13 protein-coding genes are annotated in these 15,232 nt (G+C 70.6%); 6 read left to right on the forward strand and 7 right to left on the reverse strand.

Features of this window, described 5'->3' with window-relative positions; genetic code table 11:
- Positions 1–20 precede the first annotated feature (20 nt).
- Positions 21–1,502, reverse strand: a complete 1,482-nt coding sequence (locus ACZ7L9_RS14145) for a hypothetical protein (protein WP_471415278.1) — start codon at positions 1,500–1,502, stop codon at positions 21–23.
- A gap of 355 nt (positions 1,503–1,857) precedes the next feature.
- Positions 1,858–3,240, reverse strand: coding sequence for a transcriptional regulator (locus ACZ7L9_RS14150; protein ID WP_471415280.1), 1,383 nt, complete (start codon positions 3,238–3,240; stop codon positions 1,858–1,860).
- A gap of 390 nt (positions 3,241–3,630) precedes the next feature.
- Between ACZ7L9_RS14150 and ACZ7L9_RS14155 the strand changes: the two genes are divergently transcribed.
- Both ACZ7L9_RS14155 and ACZ7L9_RS14160 read left to right on the forward strand, forming a co-directional pair.
- Complete coding sequence (locus ACZ7L9_RS14155) at positions 3,631–4,467, forward strand: ABC transporter ATP-binding protein (RefSeq protein ID WP_471415283.1); 837 nt, start codon at positions 3,631–3,633, stop codon at positions 4,465–4,467.
- The gene (locus ACZ7L9_RS14160; RefSeq protein WP_471415284.1) at positions 4,464–6,119 is read left to right on the forward strand and encodes a transporter; all 1,656 of its coding nucleotides are present in this window, start codon (positions 4,464–4,466) and stop codon (positions 6,117–6,119) included. Before ACZ7L9_RS14155 ends, ACZ7L9_RS14160 begins: the two co-directional genes overlap by 4 nt.
- A gap of 50 nt (positions 6,120–6,169) precedes the next feature.
- Here the strand turns inward: ACZ7L9_RS14160 and ACZ7L9_RS14165 are convergent, their stop codons facing one another.
- Together ACZ7L9_RS14165 and ACZ7L9_RS14170 are read right to left on the reverse strand one after the other, a co-directional pair.
- Positions 6,170–7,063 carry an alpha/beta fold hydrolase gene (locus ACZ7L9_RS14165; RefSeq protein ID WP_471415286.1) on the reverse strand — a complete coding sequence of 298 codons (894 nt, stop codon included), beginning with the start codon at positions 7,061–7,063 and terminating at the stop codon, positions 6,170–6,172.
- Positions 7,064–7,677: 614 nt separating this feature from the next.
- Positions 7,678–8,370, reverse strand: a complete 693-nt coding sequence (locus ACZ7L9_RS14170) for a metal-dependent transcriptional regulator (protein ID WP_471415288.1) — start codon at positions 8,368–8,370, stop codon at positions 7,678–7,680.
- Between the two features lie 207 nt (positions 8,371–8,577).
- Here ACZ7L9_RS14170 and ACZ7L9_RS14175 point away from each other — a divergent pair, with 207 nt between their 5' ends.
- Positions 8,578–9,333, forward strand: a complete 756-nt coding sequence (locus tag ACZ7L9_RS14175) for an SIS domain-containing protein (RefSeq protein ID WP_471415290.1) — start codon at positions 8,578–8,580, stop codon at positions 9,331–9,333.
- 350 nt (positions 9,334–9,683) lie between these two features.
- Here the strand turns inward: ACZ7L9_RS14175 and pdxH are convergent, their stop codons facing one another.
- Positions 9,684–10,310, reverse strand: coding sequence for a pyridoxamine 5'-phosphate oxidase (gene pdxH / locus ACZ7L9_RS14180; RefSeq protein ID WP_471415691.1), 627 nt, complete (start codon positions 10,308–10,310; stop codon positions 9,684–9,686).
- A gap of 220 nt (positions 10,311–10,530) precedes the next feature.
- Between pdxH and ACZ7L9_RS14185 the strand changes: the two genes are divergently transcribed.
- The 3 genes from ACZ7L9_RS14185 (at position 10,531) to ACZ7L9_RS14195 (ending at position 13,729) form a co-directional block, all read left to right on the forward strand.
- Positions 10,531–11,640 carry a citrate synthase 2 gene (locus ACZ7L9_RS14185; RefSeq protein WP_471415292.1) on the forward strand — a complete coding sequence of 370 codons (1,110 nt, stop codon included), beginning with the start codon at positions 10,531–10,533 and terminating at the stop codon, positions 11,638–11,640.
- A 180-nt stretch (positions 11,641–11,820) separates the two neighbouring features.
- Positions 11,821–13,143, forward strand: a complete 1,323-nt coding sequence (locus tag ACZ7L9_RS14190; protein ID WP_471415295.1) for an AAA family ATPase — start codon at positions 11,821–11,823, stop codon at positions 13,141–13,143.
- Positions 13,097–13,729, forward strand: a complete 633-nt coding sequence (locus ACZ7L9_RS14195; RefSeq protein WP_471415297.1) for an RloB family protein — start codon at positions 13,097–13,099, stop codon at positions 13,727–13,729. Before ACZ7L9_RS14190 ends, ACZ7L9_RS14195 begins: the two co-directional genes overlap by 47 nt.
- 135 nt (positions 13,730–13,864) lie before the next feature.
- Here the strand turns inward: ACZ7L9_RS14195 and ACZ7L9_RS14200 are convergent, their stop codons facing one another.
- Both ACZ7L9_RS14200 and ACZ7L9_RS14205 read right to left on the reverse strand, forming a co-directional pair.
- Positions 13,865–14,458: a TetR/AcrR family transcriptional regulator gene (locus ACZ7L9_RS14200; RefSeq protein ID WP_471415298.1), complete on the reverse strand. Its 594-nt coding sequence runs from the start codon at positions 14,456–14,458 to the stop codon at positions 13,865–13,867.
- Positions 14,446–15,195 (reverse strand): enoyl-CoA hydratase family protein, encoded by a 750-nt coding sequence (locus ACZ7L9_RS14205; protein ID WP_471415300.1) that lies wholly within the window; start codon positions 15,193–15,195, stop codon positions 14,446–14,448. Before ACZ7L9_RS14205 ends, ACZ7L9_RS14200 begins: the two co-directional genes overlap by 13 nt.
- Positions 15,196–15,232 lie beyond the last annotated feature (37 nt).

Here is a 15,232-nt window from a genome sequence, read left to right on the forward strand (position 1 = left end):
CCGCCCCAGGGGCTTGATCCTCAGAGCTCGGTCGCCGCTCGTCGGGTCAGCCCGTACTTCGACGCGATCGAGTTCCACAACCCCGACGCCTCCTTCTTCGCCTTGCTCGCCTCGCCGCTCTGGACGGTGGCCTGCTGCGTCTCGGAGGTCGTACGGGCCTTGCCGTGCTTGCACACCTTCTTGCCGTGCTTGGCCTCTTCGGCCCACGCGGCGTAGTGGTCGTCGGCGGAAGCGGACGCCTGCCAGCCCTTGGTGAGGGAGGCGGTGAGCCGGTCGTGGTCCGGCAGCTTGTCGACGCTCAGCCCCTGGAGCCGGGTCACCAGATCACGGCGCTGCTGGGCGGCGCCCTTCAGATCGGTCACGGCCTGGTCCAGGTCCGTGCAGCTCTTGGTCTTCTCGACGGCCCCGACGACCGCGGCACGGCTGTTGTTGCTGTCCGCCAGGAGCTTGTCGAGCGCCTCGGCCTGCTGCTTCGCCGGATCGGCCGCGGCCTGCGTGGAGGGCTGGTCGGCGGGCGAACTCGCCGCCGCCACCGGCTGCTTGTTGTCCTTGCCCTTGTCGTCGCCGCCGCTCATCAGCGCGCCCGCGCCGAGGCCGACGACCGCGCAGCCGGCGACGACCGCCGCGATGAGCGTGACGTGCGCCGGCCTCTTGCGCTGCCCGGCCCGCCCCTGCGGCCCGTCGTCCACGGGCTGGTACTGCGGCTGCGGGGCCTGCTGGGCGTGGGGTGCCTGCGGGGGCTGATAGGCCCCCTGATGCTGCTGTCCGGGGTCGAACCGGGGCATCTGCTGGGTGGCGCCCGCGGGCTCCTCGCTGCGGAACAGGTTGTCGAACTCGGCAGGCGGCTGCCGGTCGCCGGGGGCTCCGGGCCTGATGTCGTACGGGGCGCCGCCGGGGACGGGCGGGATGTACTGAGTCGCTTCGGCGTCGCCCCCGTGCGCGGGCGGCTGTTGCTGGTACGCCTGTGTCTGCGGCTGCGGGGCTCCGTGGCCGAGGAACTGGGTGGCCTCGGCGGGGCTCTCCGGCGGCAGCCCGCCCGGCGCGGGTCCGGGTGGCACCGGCGCGATGTACTGCGTGGCATCCGCGTCCCCGCCCATGCCCATCCCGGGCACTGCCTCGGGCGGCAACGGCTGCCCGTACGGCTGCTGAGGCTGCTGGTGCTGCTGGGGCTGGGCGGGAGGCAACGGCTGGGCGGTCTGAGGCTGGCCGTACACCTGAGCCGGCTGCCCGTATGCCTGCGACGGCTGCCCGTAGGCCTGCGACGGCTGCCCGTACTGATCGCCGCCCTGCCCGTACGGCCCCTGCGGCTGCGACGAGGCGTCCTGGTGCGCCGCCTGCGGCCCCCAGGGCTGTCCCCACGGCTGGCCGCCCGCCGGGGCGCCCTGATCCGCGGGCCCCCCTGGTATCCAGGGCTCGCCGCCACCCGCGGGCAGCACGACACCTTCGTGCGCGGGCCGTACAGCAGGGAGCTGCTGCTCGTCACCCTGTCCGCTCTGCGTCACCGGGACTCCTACGTGTATACCTACGGAATCGTCGGCTCACGCTATCGGGTGACCACCGCCGTTCGCCAAGCGCGTGTGGTGTCTCACCACCCCTTCACAGGAGCCATGGCACCCGGCGCCCTTTAAAGCCGTCCCCTCGGCAGCCGACGAGCCTGGGGCAACAGGCCTGTCGGCCGGCTCCACGGCCGAATCTCCCTCTGGACCCGGCAGCACTTTCACGCCATGACCGGCGTCCCTTGCCGAGGCCAGGGCCGTCCGCGTGTCCGGGGTCGTCCCCCGTGTGCGAGTGGTCCGGTCCGCCGTGGAGGACGGTGCCGCCGGGCTCGACGACGGACAGGTGCCGGAGCGCACGCGGTCAGGCCGCCTGGAGCTCCAGCCGCGCCCCGAACTCCCGCACCGCCGCCTCGCCCCCGTAAGGCACCAGCCGCTGCTGCAGATCGTCCAGATACTCCGCGCCCCGGCTGGAGCGCACCGATCCCAGCAGCTCCATCGCCCGGGTGCCGGTGTGGCAGGCCTGCTCCACCTCGCGCAGCTGGACCTGGGCCGTGGCGAGGAGCACCAGGCCGATGCCGCGGCGGCGGGTCCGGGACTCCGGGTGGCCGTCCAGGGACTCCTTCGCCCGGCGTGCGGCCGCCTCCGCCTGGCCGAGGTCGCGGTGACAGTGCGCCAGCTCGTCGGCGAGGTAGGCGTGGTCGAAGTGGGCGATCCAGTCGGGGTCGTCCCCGGTGTCCGGTTCGGCGTGCTCCATGGCCGTCAGCGCCCGGCCCGTCACCGCCTGGCAGGTGCGGGCGTCGCCGAGCAGGGCGTGTCCGCGCGCCTCCGCCGCGTAGAACATCGCCTCCGCCCTCGGCGTGACCCGCCCGCGCGCGCCCTCCTGCGCGGCCCGCGCCAGCTGCGCGATCTCGCGCGGATTGCCGAGCTGCGCGGCGAGATGGCTCATCGACGCGGCCAGTACGTAACCGCCGTACGCCCGGTCGCCCGCCGCCTGCGCCAGGCGCAGCGCCTGGATGTAGTAGCGCTGCGCGAGACCCGGCTGGCCGGTGTCGACCGCCATGTACCCGCCGAGTTCGGTGAGTCGGGCGACCGCCGCGAACAACTGCCGTCCGACCGATTCGCGGTACGCCCCCGAGAGCAGCCCGGAGACCACGCTGTTCAGGTAGTGCACCAGGACCGGCCGCACATGTCCGCTGCCGAACCGGTGGTCGAGGTCGACGAGCGCGGCCGTCATCGCCCGTACCGCCGCCACGTCCGACATCCCGACCCGGGCCCCGGCGGACCGTGCCACCTGCGGGTCGGCGCCGGTGATCAGCCAGTCGCGGCTGGGTTCGACCAGCGCCGACGAGGCGATCGCCGAACCGGACAGGAAGTCGCGGCGGCCGACATCGCTGCGCCAGAGCTCACAGACCTGCTCGATCGCGCCGATCACGGTCGGGGCGAACTGCAGGCCGACACCGGCCGCCAGATTCTTGCCGTTGGCCATGCCGATCTCGTCGATCGTGACCGTCCGGCCGAGCTTGCGGCCGAGCGCCTCGGCGATGATTCCCGGTGCCCTGCCGCGTGGTTGCTGTCCACGCAGCCAACGGGCCACGGAGGTCTTGTCGTACCGCAGATCGAGCCCGCGTTCCGCGCCGACCATGTTGACGCGGCGGGCGAGGCCGGCGTTGGAGCATCCGGCTTCCTGAATGAGCGCCTGGAGCCGTTCGTTCGGCTGGCGGGCGACGAGAGGCCTGGCTGCCATGTTTCCCCCTGAGGCCGCAGTGATCGATGAGCGGATCACTGCCCGGCAGTTGCACGGAAAATGCGCACATTCATCGTGATCGTCACATCCGTCGTGTTCCTTGTCATTCGTGTCGGCATACGTTCGGCATACGTGCGTCATACGTGTCGGCATATGACAGAGGCCGACCGTTCCGGAGGTGCCCGTAAGGGGTTACCCGCCCGGCCGGGCACCGCCTCACGCGCGCCCCCGCCCATGCATCCGTGCGCCCCGTATGCCCGATCGGTCACGCCGTGACCGCGCTCGCCGAGCGCGCCTTTCGTAGAGCGCCGTTTCGGGAGGTACCCCTCATGAGGTGCCCTTTCGTAGGGTGGTCCCCATACACGGGGACATCGAAAGGCAGCGCACATCATGCAGGACGGGACAGAGACGGACAGAGCGGTACGGGCGGGGGCGGCACAAGAGGCGGGCGACGCTCGGACGGCGCCCGCCGTTCGCGTACAGGGGCTGTGGAAGCGGTTCGGGGAGCAGACCGCGGTCGCCGGGATCGATCTGGAGCTGCCCGCGGGCAAGTTCATCGGTCTGGTGGGGCCCAACGGCGCGGGCAAGACCACCACGCTGTCGATGGTCACCGGACTGCTCCGCCCCGACCAGGGGCTGATCGAGGTCGGTGGCCATGATGTGTGGCGCGACCCGGTCGAGGTGAAGTCCAGGATCGGTGTGCTCCCGGAGGGGCTGCGGCTCTTCGAACGCCTCTCGGGACGCGAACTCCTCGCATACACCGGCAGGTTGCGCGGGCTGCCGGGCGCCGAGGTCGACAAGCGGGCCACCCAGCTGCTCGATGTGCTCGACCTGGCGGGCGCCCAGCACAAGCTGGTCGTCGACTACTCGACCGGCATGCGGAAGAAGATCGGGCTCGCGGCGGCGCTGCTGCACAACCCCGAAGTGCTCTTCCTGGACGAGCCGTTCGAGGGCGTCGACCCGGTGTCGGCGCAGACCATCCGCGAGGTTCTGGAGCGGTACACCCGCTCGGGCGCGACCGTCGTCTTCTCCAGCCATGTGATGGAGCTGGTGGAGTCCCTCTGCGAGTGGGTGGCCGTCATGGCGGCCGGCACGATCCGGGCCCAGGGCACCCTGGCCCAGGTGCGCGGCGAGGCGTCCTCGCTGCAGAACGCCTTCCTCGAACTCGTCGGCGCGGGTTCCCGGACCACCGGCGAATCCCTGGACTGGCTGGGCGGCGACCGATGAGCGTGCTCGACACCCCCGTGGGCGCCGCCCCCGGACGGGACACCACGCGCGGCGGCGGCGAAGGGCTCGTCCCCGTCTTCGTACGGCTCAAGCTGACCCTGCTGCGCAACGGACTGCGGCAGTCGACGGGCCGCCGGGCCGCGTACATCACCTCCGTCGTCTTCGCCCTGCTGATCGCCGCGGGCCAGCTGATCGGGCTGATCGCGCTGCGCGGGCACGCCCACGCCGGTTCCCTCGTCGTCCTGCTGACCGGGGTGCTGGCGGTCGGCTGGACCGTGATGCCGCTGTTCTTCCCCAGCGGTGACGAGACCCTCGACCCGAGCCGTCTGGTGATGCTGCCGTTGCGGCCGCGCCCGCTGATCGCGGCGCTGCTGGCGGCGTCGCTCGTCGGGATCGGCCCGCTGTTCACGCTCTGCCTGACGGCCGGTTCGGTGTTCGCGGTGGCGCACGGGGCGGCGGGTGCGGTGTTCGCCGTGGTGGCCGCACCGCTCACACTTCTGCTGTGTGTCGCGCTGACGCGGGCCGTGGCCACGGCCAACACCCGGCTGCTGACATCACGCAAGGGCCGCGATCTCGCGGTGCTCAGCGGGCTCGTGATCGCGGTGGGCTTCCAGGTCGTCAACTTCGGTGCGCAGCGGCTCGGCCGGGCGGGCGGGCTCTCCGCGCTCGACCCGGTCGCGGACGTGGTGCGCTGGCTGCCGCCCGCCTCGGCGATCGGGGCGGTGGACTCGGCGTCGCAGGGCTCGTACGGGCAGGCCGCCGTACAGCTGTTGCTGTCCGTGGCGGCGCTGTTCGCGCTGTTGTGGCTGTGGCAGCGGAGTCTGGTGAAGCTGATGACGGCCCCGGACGGCTCGACCCTCACCGCCGCCGGACCGGGCCGCGAGAAGTCCGGCAGGCGCGGCTCCGGGCTCGCCGCGCTGCTGCCCGCGGGGCGTACGGGGCCGGTGCTGGAGCGCAGCCTGAGGTACATCGCACGCGACCCGAAGACCAAGGCCTCCTGGGTCACGGCGTTGGCGGTCGGGCTGATCGTGCCGATGCTCAACGCGTTGCAGGGCACGGGTTCGCTCTACTTCGCCTGCTTCGCCGCCGGGATGCTCGGCATGCAGATGTACAACCAGTTCGGGCAGGACACCTCCGCGTTCTGGATGGTGACGCTGACGATCTCCTCCACCCGGGACGCGTACCTCGAACTGCGCGCGCGGGCACTGGCGTTGCTGCTGATCACACTGCCGTACACGGTCCTGGTGACGGTGGCGACCGCCGCGGTGCTCGGCGACTGGGGCGCGCTGCCGGGGGTCATGGGCCTTTCGCTCGCCCTGCTGGGCGCGATGCTGGCGACGGGGGCGGTGGCGTCCGCGACCTTCCCGTACTCGATCCCGCAGGACGGGGCGTTCAAGAACGTGGCACCGGGGCAGGCCGGTCTCGCCTGGATCTCGATCTTCGGCGGCATGGTCTCGGCGGCGGTGCTCAGCGCGCCGGTGATCGCGGTGACGATCTGGCTGCGCGTCGCCGGTCCGGATCAGTGGTTGTGGCTGCTGCTGCCCGCGGGGGCCGGGTACGGGGCGCTGATCGCCTGGACGGGGCTACGACTCGCCGCTCCCCGCACGGCGAACCGGCTCCCGGAGATCCTTACGGCGGTCAGCAAGGGCTGAGAGAGGGGCGGGTGGGACCCCGCGCCCCTCTTGGAGGAGCTCGCGGTCGCTCACGGGGATACGGACTCGCGGTCGTCCTGCGGGTCCTCGGCGAACTGTTCCAGGAAGGGTTCGACCGCCGCGCGCCAGCCCTCCGGCTGGTCGTAGTGGACGAGGTGACCGGCGTCGGTCACCTCCGCGTACTGCCCGCGCGGCAGTACGCGGACCATCTCCTGAGCCTCCGCCCGGCCCAGCTCGCCGTCGAGGCCGCGGAGCACCAGGGCCGGACACCGGACCTGCGCCAGCTCCTCCCAGTGCGCGTCGAACACCCAGGTCGCGCGGGACTGGAGCATCTGGCGGCGGGAAAAGACGGGGCGCCAGCCATCGGCCCGCTCGGCCATCACCTCGGCGAAGAACTCGCCGCGGGCCGGGTTGGGCCGCTCCACCCAGGGGTCGTCCTCGCCGAACCACTTCCGTACGTCGGAAAGCGTCGCGAACGGCACCGGCCAGGACGTGAACCAGTCCTCCCACTCCCGCTGCGAGGCCGCGCCGAGCGCGGAGGCCCGCATGTCGCAGATGACCAGCGCCCGGACGAGATCGGGGCGCTTCGCGGCGAGCTGCCAGGCGGTGAGCGCTCCCATCGCATGCCCGACGAGAGTGACGGGGGCGAGGCCGAGCTGTTCGATCGCCGCCTCGACGTCGGCGACGTACACCTCACGGGTGTAAGGGCCTTCGGCCGGCTTCTCGCTGCGGCCGTGCCCGCGCTGGTCGAGGCCGACGGCGCGGTACCGCTCGGCGAGCCAGCGGGTGGTCGCGGCCCAGTGCGCGGCCCGACCCATCAAACCGTGGAGCAATAAGACCCCGGGGGCGCTCTCGCCCTCCGTACGCCCCTTGGGCGGGTCGGCGAACTCCCAGGCCGCGAGGCGTACGCCGTCGGTCCCGGTCACATCGATGCGCCGCACCATATGCCTGGCACCCCCTTCTGGTCCTCGATCACCGCTTGATCCCGCTCGATCATCGCGTGGTCGCACCACGGCAGACTATCGAACCTTTATTCGAAAACCGGGTTCCGGCGTCCAACACCCCTCGTTCGAGTGACCGGCGCCGAGGATTGACCGCGGCCACGGAGGGGAGATCTTCACCGGGAGGCGGGCCACTCGGGGATGAGGGCCCGTGGGGACCGACCTCGAGAGCTCGGGGCTCCGGGTCGGAACAGGGGAGGACAGGCCCCGGCGCCGCAAGGCGCCGGGGCCCTCTGCTGTTGCCGTCCGGGGAGCGGCCGGGGCCGCAGCGCCCTCGCGGGCGGCCGGGAGCGTGGCAGCCACCTTCCGGTGCGCGCGCCGGACGTGCGTGACCCGGACGTGCGTGACGTACGGAACGAACCGAACATGCCGAACGAGCAAGTACCACGGGCGCATGCGCCTGCTCCCTCCCCGACCGCACGGTCAGGTGGCCGACACTCTCAGGTATGCCTCAGCCACAGCCTGGCACGCGATCCGTCCGAGCGCTGCGGTTCCGGACGGAAAAAAGGGAAGCGGACGTCACGCTTCAGCGTCCGTCGCGCTTGGCCACGAATCCGTCAGCGCTTGGCCACGAACACGTGCGAGGCGACCTCGGCGTCGAGCTCCGCCGCCTCGCCACTGCTGCCGACCAGCACCCCGCCGGGCGACTGGGTCACGCTGACCACGGAACCGGGCTGCACTCCCGCCCGCCGCAGCGTGTACATCAGCTGGGCGTCCGTCTGGATCGGCTCACCGATCCGGCGCACGACCACGGTCTTGCCCTCGGCGCCCGGGTCGAGCTCCGACAGGCTCACCATGCTCTCGTCGAGGAACGGGTCGGCCTCGGCCTTCTCGCCCAGTTCCTCAAGGCCCGGGATCGGGTTCCCGTACGGCGACTCCGTCGGGTGGCGCAGCAGTTCCAGCACCCGCCGCTCCACGGCCTCGCTCATCACATGCTCCCAGCGGCATGCCTCGGCGTGCACCTGCTCCCACTCCAGGCCGATAACGTCGACGAGCAGGCACTCGGCGAGCCGGTGCTTGCGCATGACGCGGGTCGCGAGGCGGCGCCCCTCGTCGGTCAGCTCCAGGTGACGGTCGCCCGCGACCTGCACCAGGCCGTCGCGCTCCATGCGCGCCACCGTCTGGCTGACCGTCGGACCGCTCTGGTCCAGCCGTTCCGCGATCCGGGCGCGCATGGGGACCACGCCTTCCTCTTCGAGTTCGAGGATGGTGCGGAGATACATCTCCGTGGTGTCGATCAGTCCGGACATTCGTGCCCCTCGATGCTGTGACAGGAAAACGTCGTAAGCGCTGCGCGCTGGCCCTGCCCCAATTCTGACGCATACCGCTGACAACCGTGCCGCGCCGACCGAACACCGTGCAGCGGAGCGGCGTGGGCGGTATTGACAGGCCACTGGTCCAGACCGCAACGTGATCGGCGGCACGGACACCCCACCCCGCCGGAAAGGGCCTCCTCGATGAGCGACAGCAAGCTGGCCGGTCAGTTCTTCGATGCAGCGATCGGCCTGCTGGAGCGCGTGCGCGACGAGGAGTCCGGCAACATCGCGGCCGCCGGTGCCGCGATCGCCGACACGGTCGCCGCGGGCGGCCGGCTCTTCGCCTTCGGCGCCGGGCACTCCTCGCTCGCCGCACAGGACGTCGTCTACCGGGCGGGCGGACTGGCCCTGATGAACCTGCTGGCCGTCCCGGGGACGGTCGGCGTCGATGTCATGCCCGCGACCCTCGGCTCGGCGCTGGAGCGGGTCGACGGGCTGGCGGGCGCGGTCCTCGACTCCAGCCCCGCCGCGGCGGGCGACGTCCTCGTGATCATCTCGCTCTCCGGGCGCAACGCGCTGCCGGTGGAGATGGCGATGAACGCGCGAGCGCTCGGCCTGACAGTCATCGGCGTCACCTCGGTCGCGTACGCGGACGGCACCCGGTCCCGGCACACCTCGGGCGGCTTCCTGCGGGACCACTGCGACATCGTGCTCGACAGCAAGATCTCCATCGGCGACGCGGAGCTGACCACCGAGGGGATCGAGGCGCCGTTCGGACCCGCGTCGACGGTGGTCACCAGCGCGGTGATGCAGGCGATGATGTCCGCCGCGGCGGAGCGGCTCGTGGCGCTCGGGATCGAGCCGCCGATGCTGCGGTCGGGGAACGTCGACGGCGGCCACGAGTGGAACGGGCGCGTCATGACGGAGTACCGGGACCGGATCTTCTACCGGCGCTGAGGGGGCGGCATCCGGCACGGCGGCGCCGCGGACACGCCTGCGGCCACCGGCGGGAAGTCACCGGACAGAAGTCACCGCCGGACAGAAGTCACCGAATAAATGGGTTGTGGCATCCGTCGCCCGTTCCTAGGCTGCTGCCAGCGAAGAAAGGAGGTGTTCCGGAAGTGATTTCTTCTCGGACTCGTGAGGTGACTGCGGGCTGACGCCCGTTGTCGCGCTCTTTGCAGTGCAGGCCGGTCATCGGCCAATCCCAAGCAGTCACCGACCCGCAGGCTCGCCGGTAAGTCCGGCCGGCTCCTCCGCAAGGAGGGACCAGAGCCTGCGGGTTTCTGCGTGTCCGCACCGATTCGCTACGGGCACAGGCGCTCGACGCGCCAGTTCTCGCCCTCGCGTACATACCTCAGGCGGTCGTGCAGCCGGTTCTCGTGGCCCTGCCAGAACTCGATCGTGTCGGGGACGACGCGGAAGCCGCCCCAGTGCGGGGGCGCGGGGATGTGTTCGCCCTCGGGGTAGCGGGCGGCCAGTTCCTCGTAGCGCCGGATCAGCTCGTCGCGGGAGCCGATCACCGTCGACTGGGCGCTCGCCCAGGCGCCGAGCTGGGAGCCGTGCGGGCGGGTACGGAAGTAGGCGACCGTTTCCTCGCGGCCGACGCGGGACGCCTGGCCGGTGATGATGACCTGGCGGGCCATCGGGTGCCAGGGGAAGAGCAGCGACGCGTAGGGATTGGCCGCCAGCTCGCGGCCCTTGCGGGATTCGTAGTTGGTGAAGAAGACGAAGCCGCGTTCGTCGTACTTCTTCAGCAGCACCGTGCGTGAGGACGGGCGGCCCTCGGGGGTGGCGGTGGAGACCACCATGGCGTTGGGCTCGTGGAGCATCCCGCCCACGGCGACCTGCCGGAACCAGTGGGCGAACTGCTGGATCGGGTCGGCGGCCAGCGTGTCCTCGGTGAAGCCCTCGGAACGGTACTGCTCGCGCATCGCGGCCGGATCGGTGGTGGAATCGGAGGAGGAATCTGCGGTGGGCACGGGGTCATCCTGCCGCAGCGGCCGAGTCCGCCCGTCAAGGAGGGGCGTCAATCCGTCACCGGTGATTGGGCAAGCTGTGCCGGATGTCACGCTTCCCCGCGTCGTGGGAACCCGCCAATACTGGGGGCAGGCCACTGTGGCCTCCGTACAGCCGCCGACCGAGGGAGCCGCCATGTCCGACTTCGTACCGGGACTAGAGGGAGTCGTCGCGTTCGAGACGGAGATCGCCGAACCGGACAAGGAAGGCGGTTCGCTCCGTTACCGCGGCGTCGACATCGAGGATCTGGTCGGCCATGTGTCGTTCGGAAATGTCTGGGGTCTGCTGGTCGACGGTGCGTTCAACCCCGGTCTGCCGCCCGCCGAGCCGTTCCCGATCCCGGTGCACTCGGGTGACATCCGGGTCGATGTGCAGTCCGCGCTGGCGATGCTCGCTCCCGTCTGGGGCCTGCGGCCGCTGCTCGACATCGACGAGGAGACGGCGCGCAACGATCTGGCGCGGGCGGCGGTGATGGCCCTGTCGTACGTCGCCCAGTCGGCGCGCGGGCAGGGGCTGCCGATGGTTCCGCAGAGCGAGATCGACAAGGCGCAGTCCGTGGTCGAGCGGTTCATGATCCGCTGGCGCGGTGAGCCGGACCCCAAGCACGTCAAGGCTGTCGACGCGTACTGGACGTCGGCCGCCGAGCACGGCATGAACGCCTCCACGTTCACTGCCCGCGTCATCGCGTCGACCGGCGCCGATGTGGCGGCGGCGCTGTCGGGCGCGGTGGGCGCGATGTCGGGGCCGCTGCACGGGGGTGCGCCGTCCCGGGTTCTCGGCATGATCGAGGAGATCGAGCGCACCGGGGACGCCACCGCGTACGTGCGGAAGGCCCTGGACAAGGGTGAGCGGCTGATGGGCTTCGGGCACCGGGTCTACCGGGCGGAGGACCCGCGGGCACGCGTGCTGCGACGTACGGCCGAGGAGCTGGGCGCGCCGCGCTTCGAGGTGGCACTGGCGCTGGAGAAGGCAGCGCTGGAGGAGTTGCACGCGCGGCGCCCGGACCGGGTGCTGGCGACGAACGTGGAGTTCTGGGCGGCGATCATGCTGGACTTCGCGGAGGTTCCGGCGCACATGTTCACGTCGATGTTCACGTGCGCGCGTACGGCGGGCTGGTCGGCGCACGTCCTGGAGCAGAAGCGGACGGGCCGGCTGGTGCGTCCTTCGGCGAGGTACGTCGGTCCGGGGCCGCGTGATCCCAGGGAGATCGAGGGGTTCGAGCAGATCACGGATCTGGGGAACTGACGGTCCCAGGGCGGACAGGCCGGGCGGGCACGCCGGTCCGCACAGGAGGGGGGCGTCGGGTTCTCATCGGGTGGAACCATTACCCCGGTCGCGCTGTATTCCCCGTGAGAGGTTGCCATCCACCAGTCCGCGCGATTCACTTGCACACAGATCCATAAAGTCGGCGGGGGGAGGGTGCACATGCTGCTGAACTTCAGGGTGTCGAACCATCGCTCGATCCGGGAGGAGCAGGAACTCCAGCTTCACCCCGCCTATGACTCGGACCGGCCCCCTGGCACGGACTGGCAGGCCGTGCCCGTGGCGGGCTTATTCGGCGCCAATGCGGCCGGCAAGTCGAACCTCATCGGCGCGCTGGAGTACATGGCCCGGATGGTGGTGAACTCGCATCGCGACGCGGAGCCCGGCGACGGCATCACTCGCAGCCCCTTCCGTCTGGACATCGCCTCATCCGATGAGCCTTCGTGGTACGTGGTGGACCTGCTGCTCCGTGGTGTCCGCTACACCTACGGTTTCAGCGTCGACGACGAAAGAGTCCTCGACGAGTGGCTCTACAGCTACCCACACGGGAAGAAGCGCAAGATCTTCGAGCGGCCCGACGGCGACGTACAGCCCGGTGACTCGCAGGCCAAGCGCGAACTGGAACTGGTCGAGAACATCACCGAACCCAATGTGCTGTTCCTGACCATGGCGGCACGTTCCAGGCAGATGGACTTCCGCCCGGTCTATGACTGGTTCCTGACAGACTTGAGGTTCGGTCGGCAGGGACCTGGACGCTTCGTCGGCCCCGAGGTGGGCCGGATGCTGGAGACACCGGAACGCCATCCCGAGCTTATGGCCCTCTTGCGCGCGGCTGACCTGGGCATCGAGGAGTGCGGCACGGAGCGCGTGCTCCTGGACGAGGACGCACTGCGACAGCGGTACGGCAGACGCGTTCTGCCGCGTCTGCTCGCCCGACTGGAAGAAGAGGGCCCGCAAGAACACGTACGTCCGTGGCTTGGGCATCGCGGTCGTACCGGCGTGGTGCGGATGGACTTGCACGAGCAGTCCGCCGGCACCCGGGCGCTTCTGGAACAGGCTCCACGGTTCATGTCGGTCCTGCGGCGGGGCGGCACCTTCGTCGTGGACGAGATCGACTCCAGTCTCCACCCGCTGCTCACCGCGCAGCTCATCGGCCTCTTCCAGGACCCGGCCACCAACCCGCACGGAGCGCAACTGGTCTTCACCACCCACGATGCCAGCCTGCTCGGTCGCATGGGCGGGGAGGACATCCTCAAGCGGGACCAGGTGTGGTTCTTGGAGAAAAATCAGTACGGGGAGACGGAGTTGTTCGCCCTGTCGGAGTTCAAGCCACGCATCGGGGAGAACCACGAGCGCCGCTATCTGGGCGGCAGCTACGGCGGCGTGCCCTTCATCGACGACAGTTTCGCCAGGGCTCTGGCGGGCCGGGGGGAGCAGGATGGCGAGGACACCGAAGCCGAGCGGACGAAATCGTCCCTCCTTTGAGTCCCAGCTCGGCAGGAGAACCGGGCGTCGTGACGCCCGGCAGCGATTACTGGTCGTTTGCGGCACCGAGGTGACGGAACGGGACTATGTGCAGGGGCTCAAGAGCTCTGCGAGAAATTCGGCGGTTTCGGTCAAGATCATCGAGCGCCCCAAGGCGCCTTCTCAAGTCGTCTCGTACGCAGTGAAGTTACTCAAGTCGGCGGCCGACGAGTACGACCGAGCGTGGTGCGTCTTCGATGTCGACGAATTCACGGACATCGACCGGGCCGTGGCCGAAGCGGGCCGCCACGGCGTTGCTGTCGCGCTGTCCAATCCATGCTTTGAGCTGTGGCTGTTGCTGCACTTCACCGACCACCGCAGTCACGCCCCGTCGTATGCCCATCTCGTGCCGCACCTGAACAAACACACGCCAGGCGGATACAGCAAGACAGGCCTCGACTTCCGCCTCTACAAAAGCACCTGGCGCGAAGCCGTCCGCCGCGCGAGAGGACTGGCCCCGGAGGGCAAAGAGCCGGAGGTGAACCCCTCCACCGGCATGTGGCAGCTCGCCCTCGCCATCGGCGGCCCAGCACAGCGGCACACTTGATCAAAGTGCTTAGGGGCGAATGATGTTGGTCTTGGCGCCGACATCTCGGTTTCCGCCGCGACTTCGGCCTCACACCCTGCGATTCACCGTGCCGTTCAGGTAGGGCGCACCCAAATCCTGAGCGTCACAGCGGACTCAGCCCAGGGCGTCGTCCAGCAGCGCCGCCCACTGTGCCACGACCCTCTGACGCCGGGCGGTGTCGTCGGTGAGTACGTTGGCCAGGCCCAGGCCGCGGGCCATGTCGAGGAGGCCCTGGACGGTTTCGCGTACGCCGGGCCTCGTCTCGTCGGCGGTGAGGAGTTCGACGGCGATGCGGTGAGTCTCGCGGCCGACGCGGGCTTCGAGTTCGGTGACGCGGGGGCGGAGTTGTTCCTCGTTGGACGCGGCGACCCAGAGCTGGAGTGCGGCGCGGAAGAGTGGGCCCGTGTAGAGGTCGACGAGCGCGGCGACGACGGCCGTGCGGCCCTGGACGGGCAGGGCGCGCAGGGCGGCGGACCGTTCCTCGGCGACGTATTCGACGGCCGCGGTGAACAGGTCCTCGCGGGTCGGGAAGTGGTGCTGGGCGGCCCCGCGCGAGACGCCGGCGCGTTCGGCGACGACGGAGACCGTGGAGCCGGCCCAGCCGTGCTCGGCGAGGCAGGCGACCGCGGCTTCGAGGAGCCGTCGGCGGGTGGCGCGGCTGCGGTCCTGCTTGGGGGTCCGGTCGGTGGGGGGCGTCAAAACACCCATGCGGCGTCCCGTCGTTCGAGGAAGGCCGTCATTCCTTCCCGGGCCTCGGCGGAGGCGAAGAGGGCCGCCGAGCGGGCGATGAGGTCTTCGGCATGCTGGTCGAAACTCTTCAGCACAGTAGCCGTGACCAGCTCCTTCGATGCCGCCAGCCCCTGGGGTGAGGCCTTGCGCAGTCCGTCCAGGACGGGTACGAGTGCCTTGTCGATGTCCTCGGCGGACCCGACGGCGAGCGTGATCAGGCCGATGCGGGCGGCTTCGGTGGCGTCGAAGCGTTCTCCGGTGAGGTAGTAGCGGGCGGCGGCGCGCGGGTCGGTGCGGGGCAGCAACGGCAGAGAGATGACGGCGGGGGCGAGGCCGAGCCGGGATTCGGTGAGGGCGAACGAGGCGTCGGGCCCGGCCACGGAGATGTCGCAGGCTCCGAGCAGTCCGAGGCCGCCCGCCCGGACGTGTCCGGTGACCCGGGCGACGACGGGCTTGGGCAGTGCGACGATCTGCCGCATCAGGGCGACGAAGGCCGCCGGGTCGGGCGGCCCGGTCAGGTCCGCGCCCGCGCAGAACGTGTTGCCGGTGTGGGTGAGGACGACAGCTCGTACGGTGTCGTCGGCCGCGCACGTCTCCAGGGCGGTGGAGAGCTCGCCGACCAGCCGTGCGGAGAGCGCGTTGCGGTTGGCCGGTGAGTCGAGGGTGAGGCTGGTGATGCCCCGGTCGTGGGTGGGGCCGGCGAGCGTCGGCTTCATGTGGTTCGTCTCCTTCTCCCCGGACGTCCTGCCGAGC

Source organism: Streptomyces sp. NPDC111516, assembly GCF_055635345.1.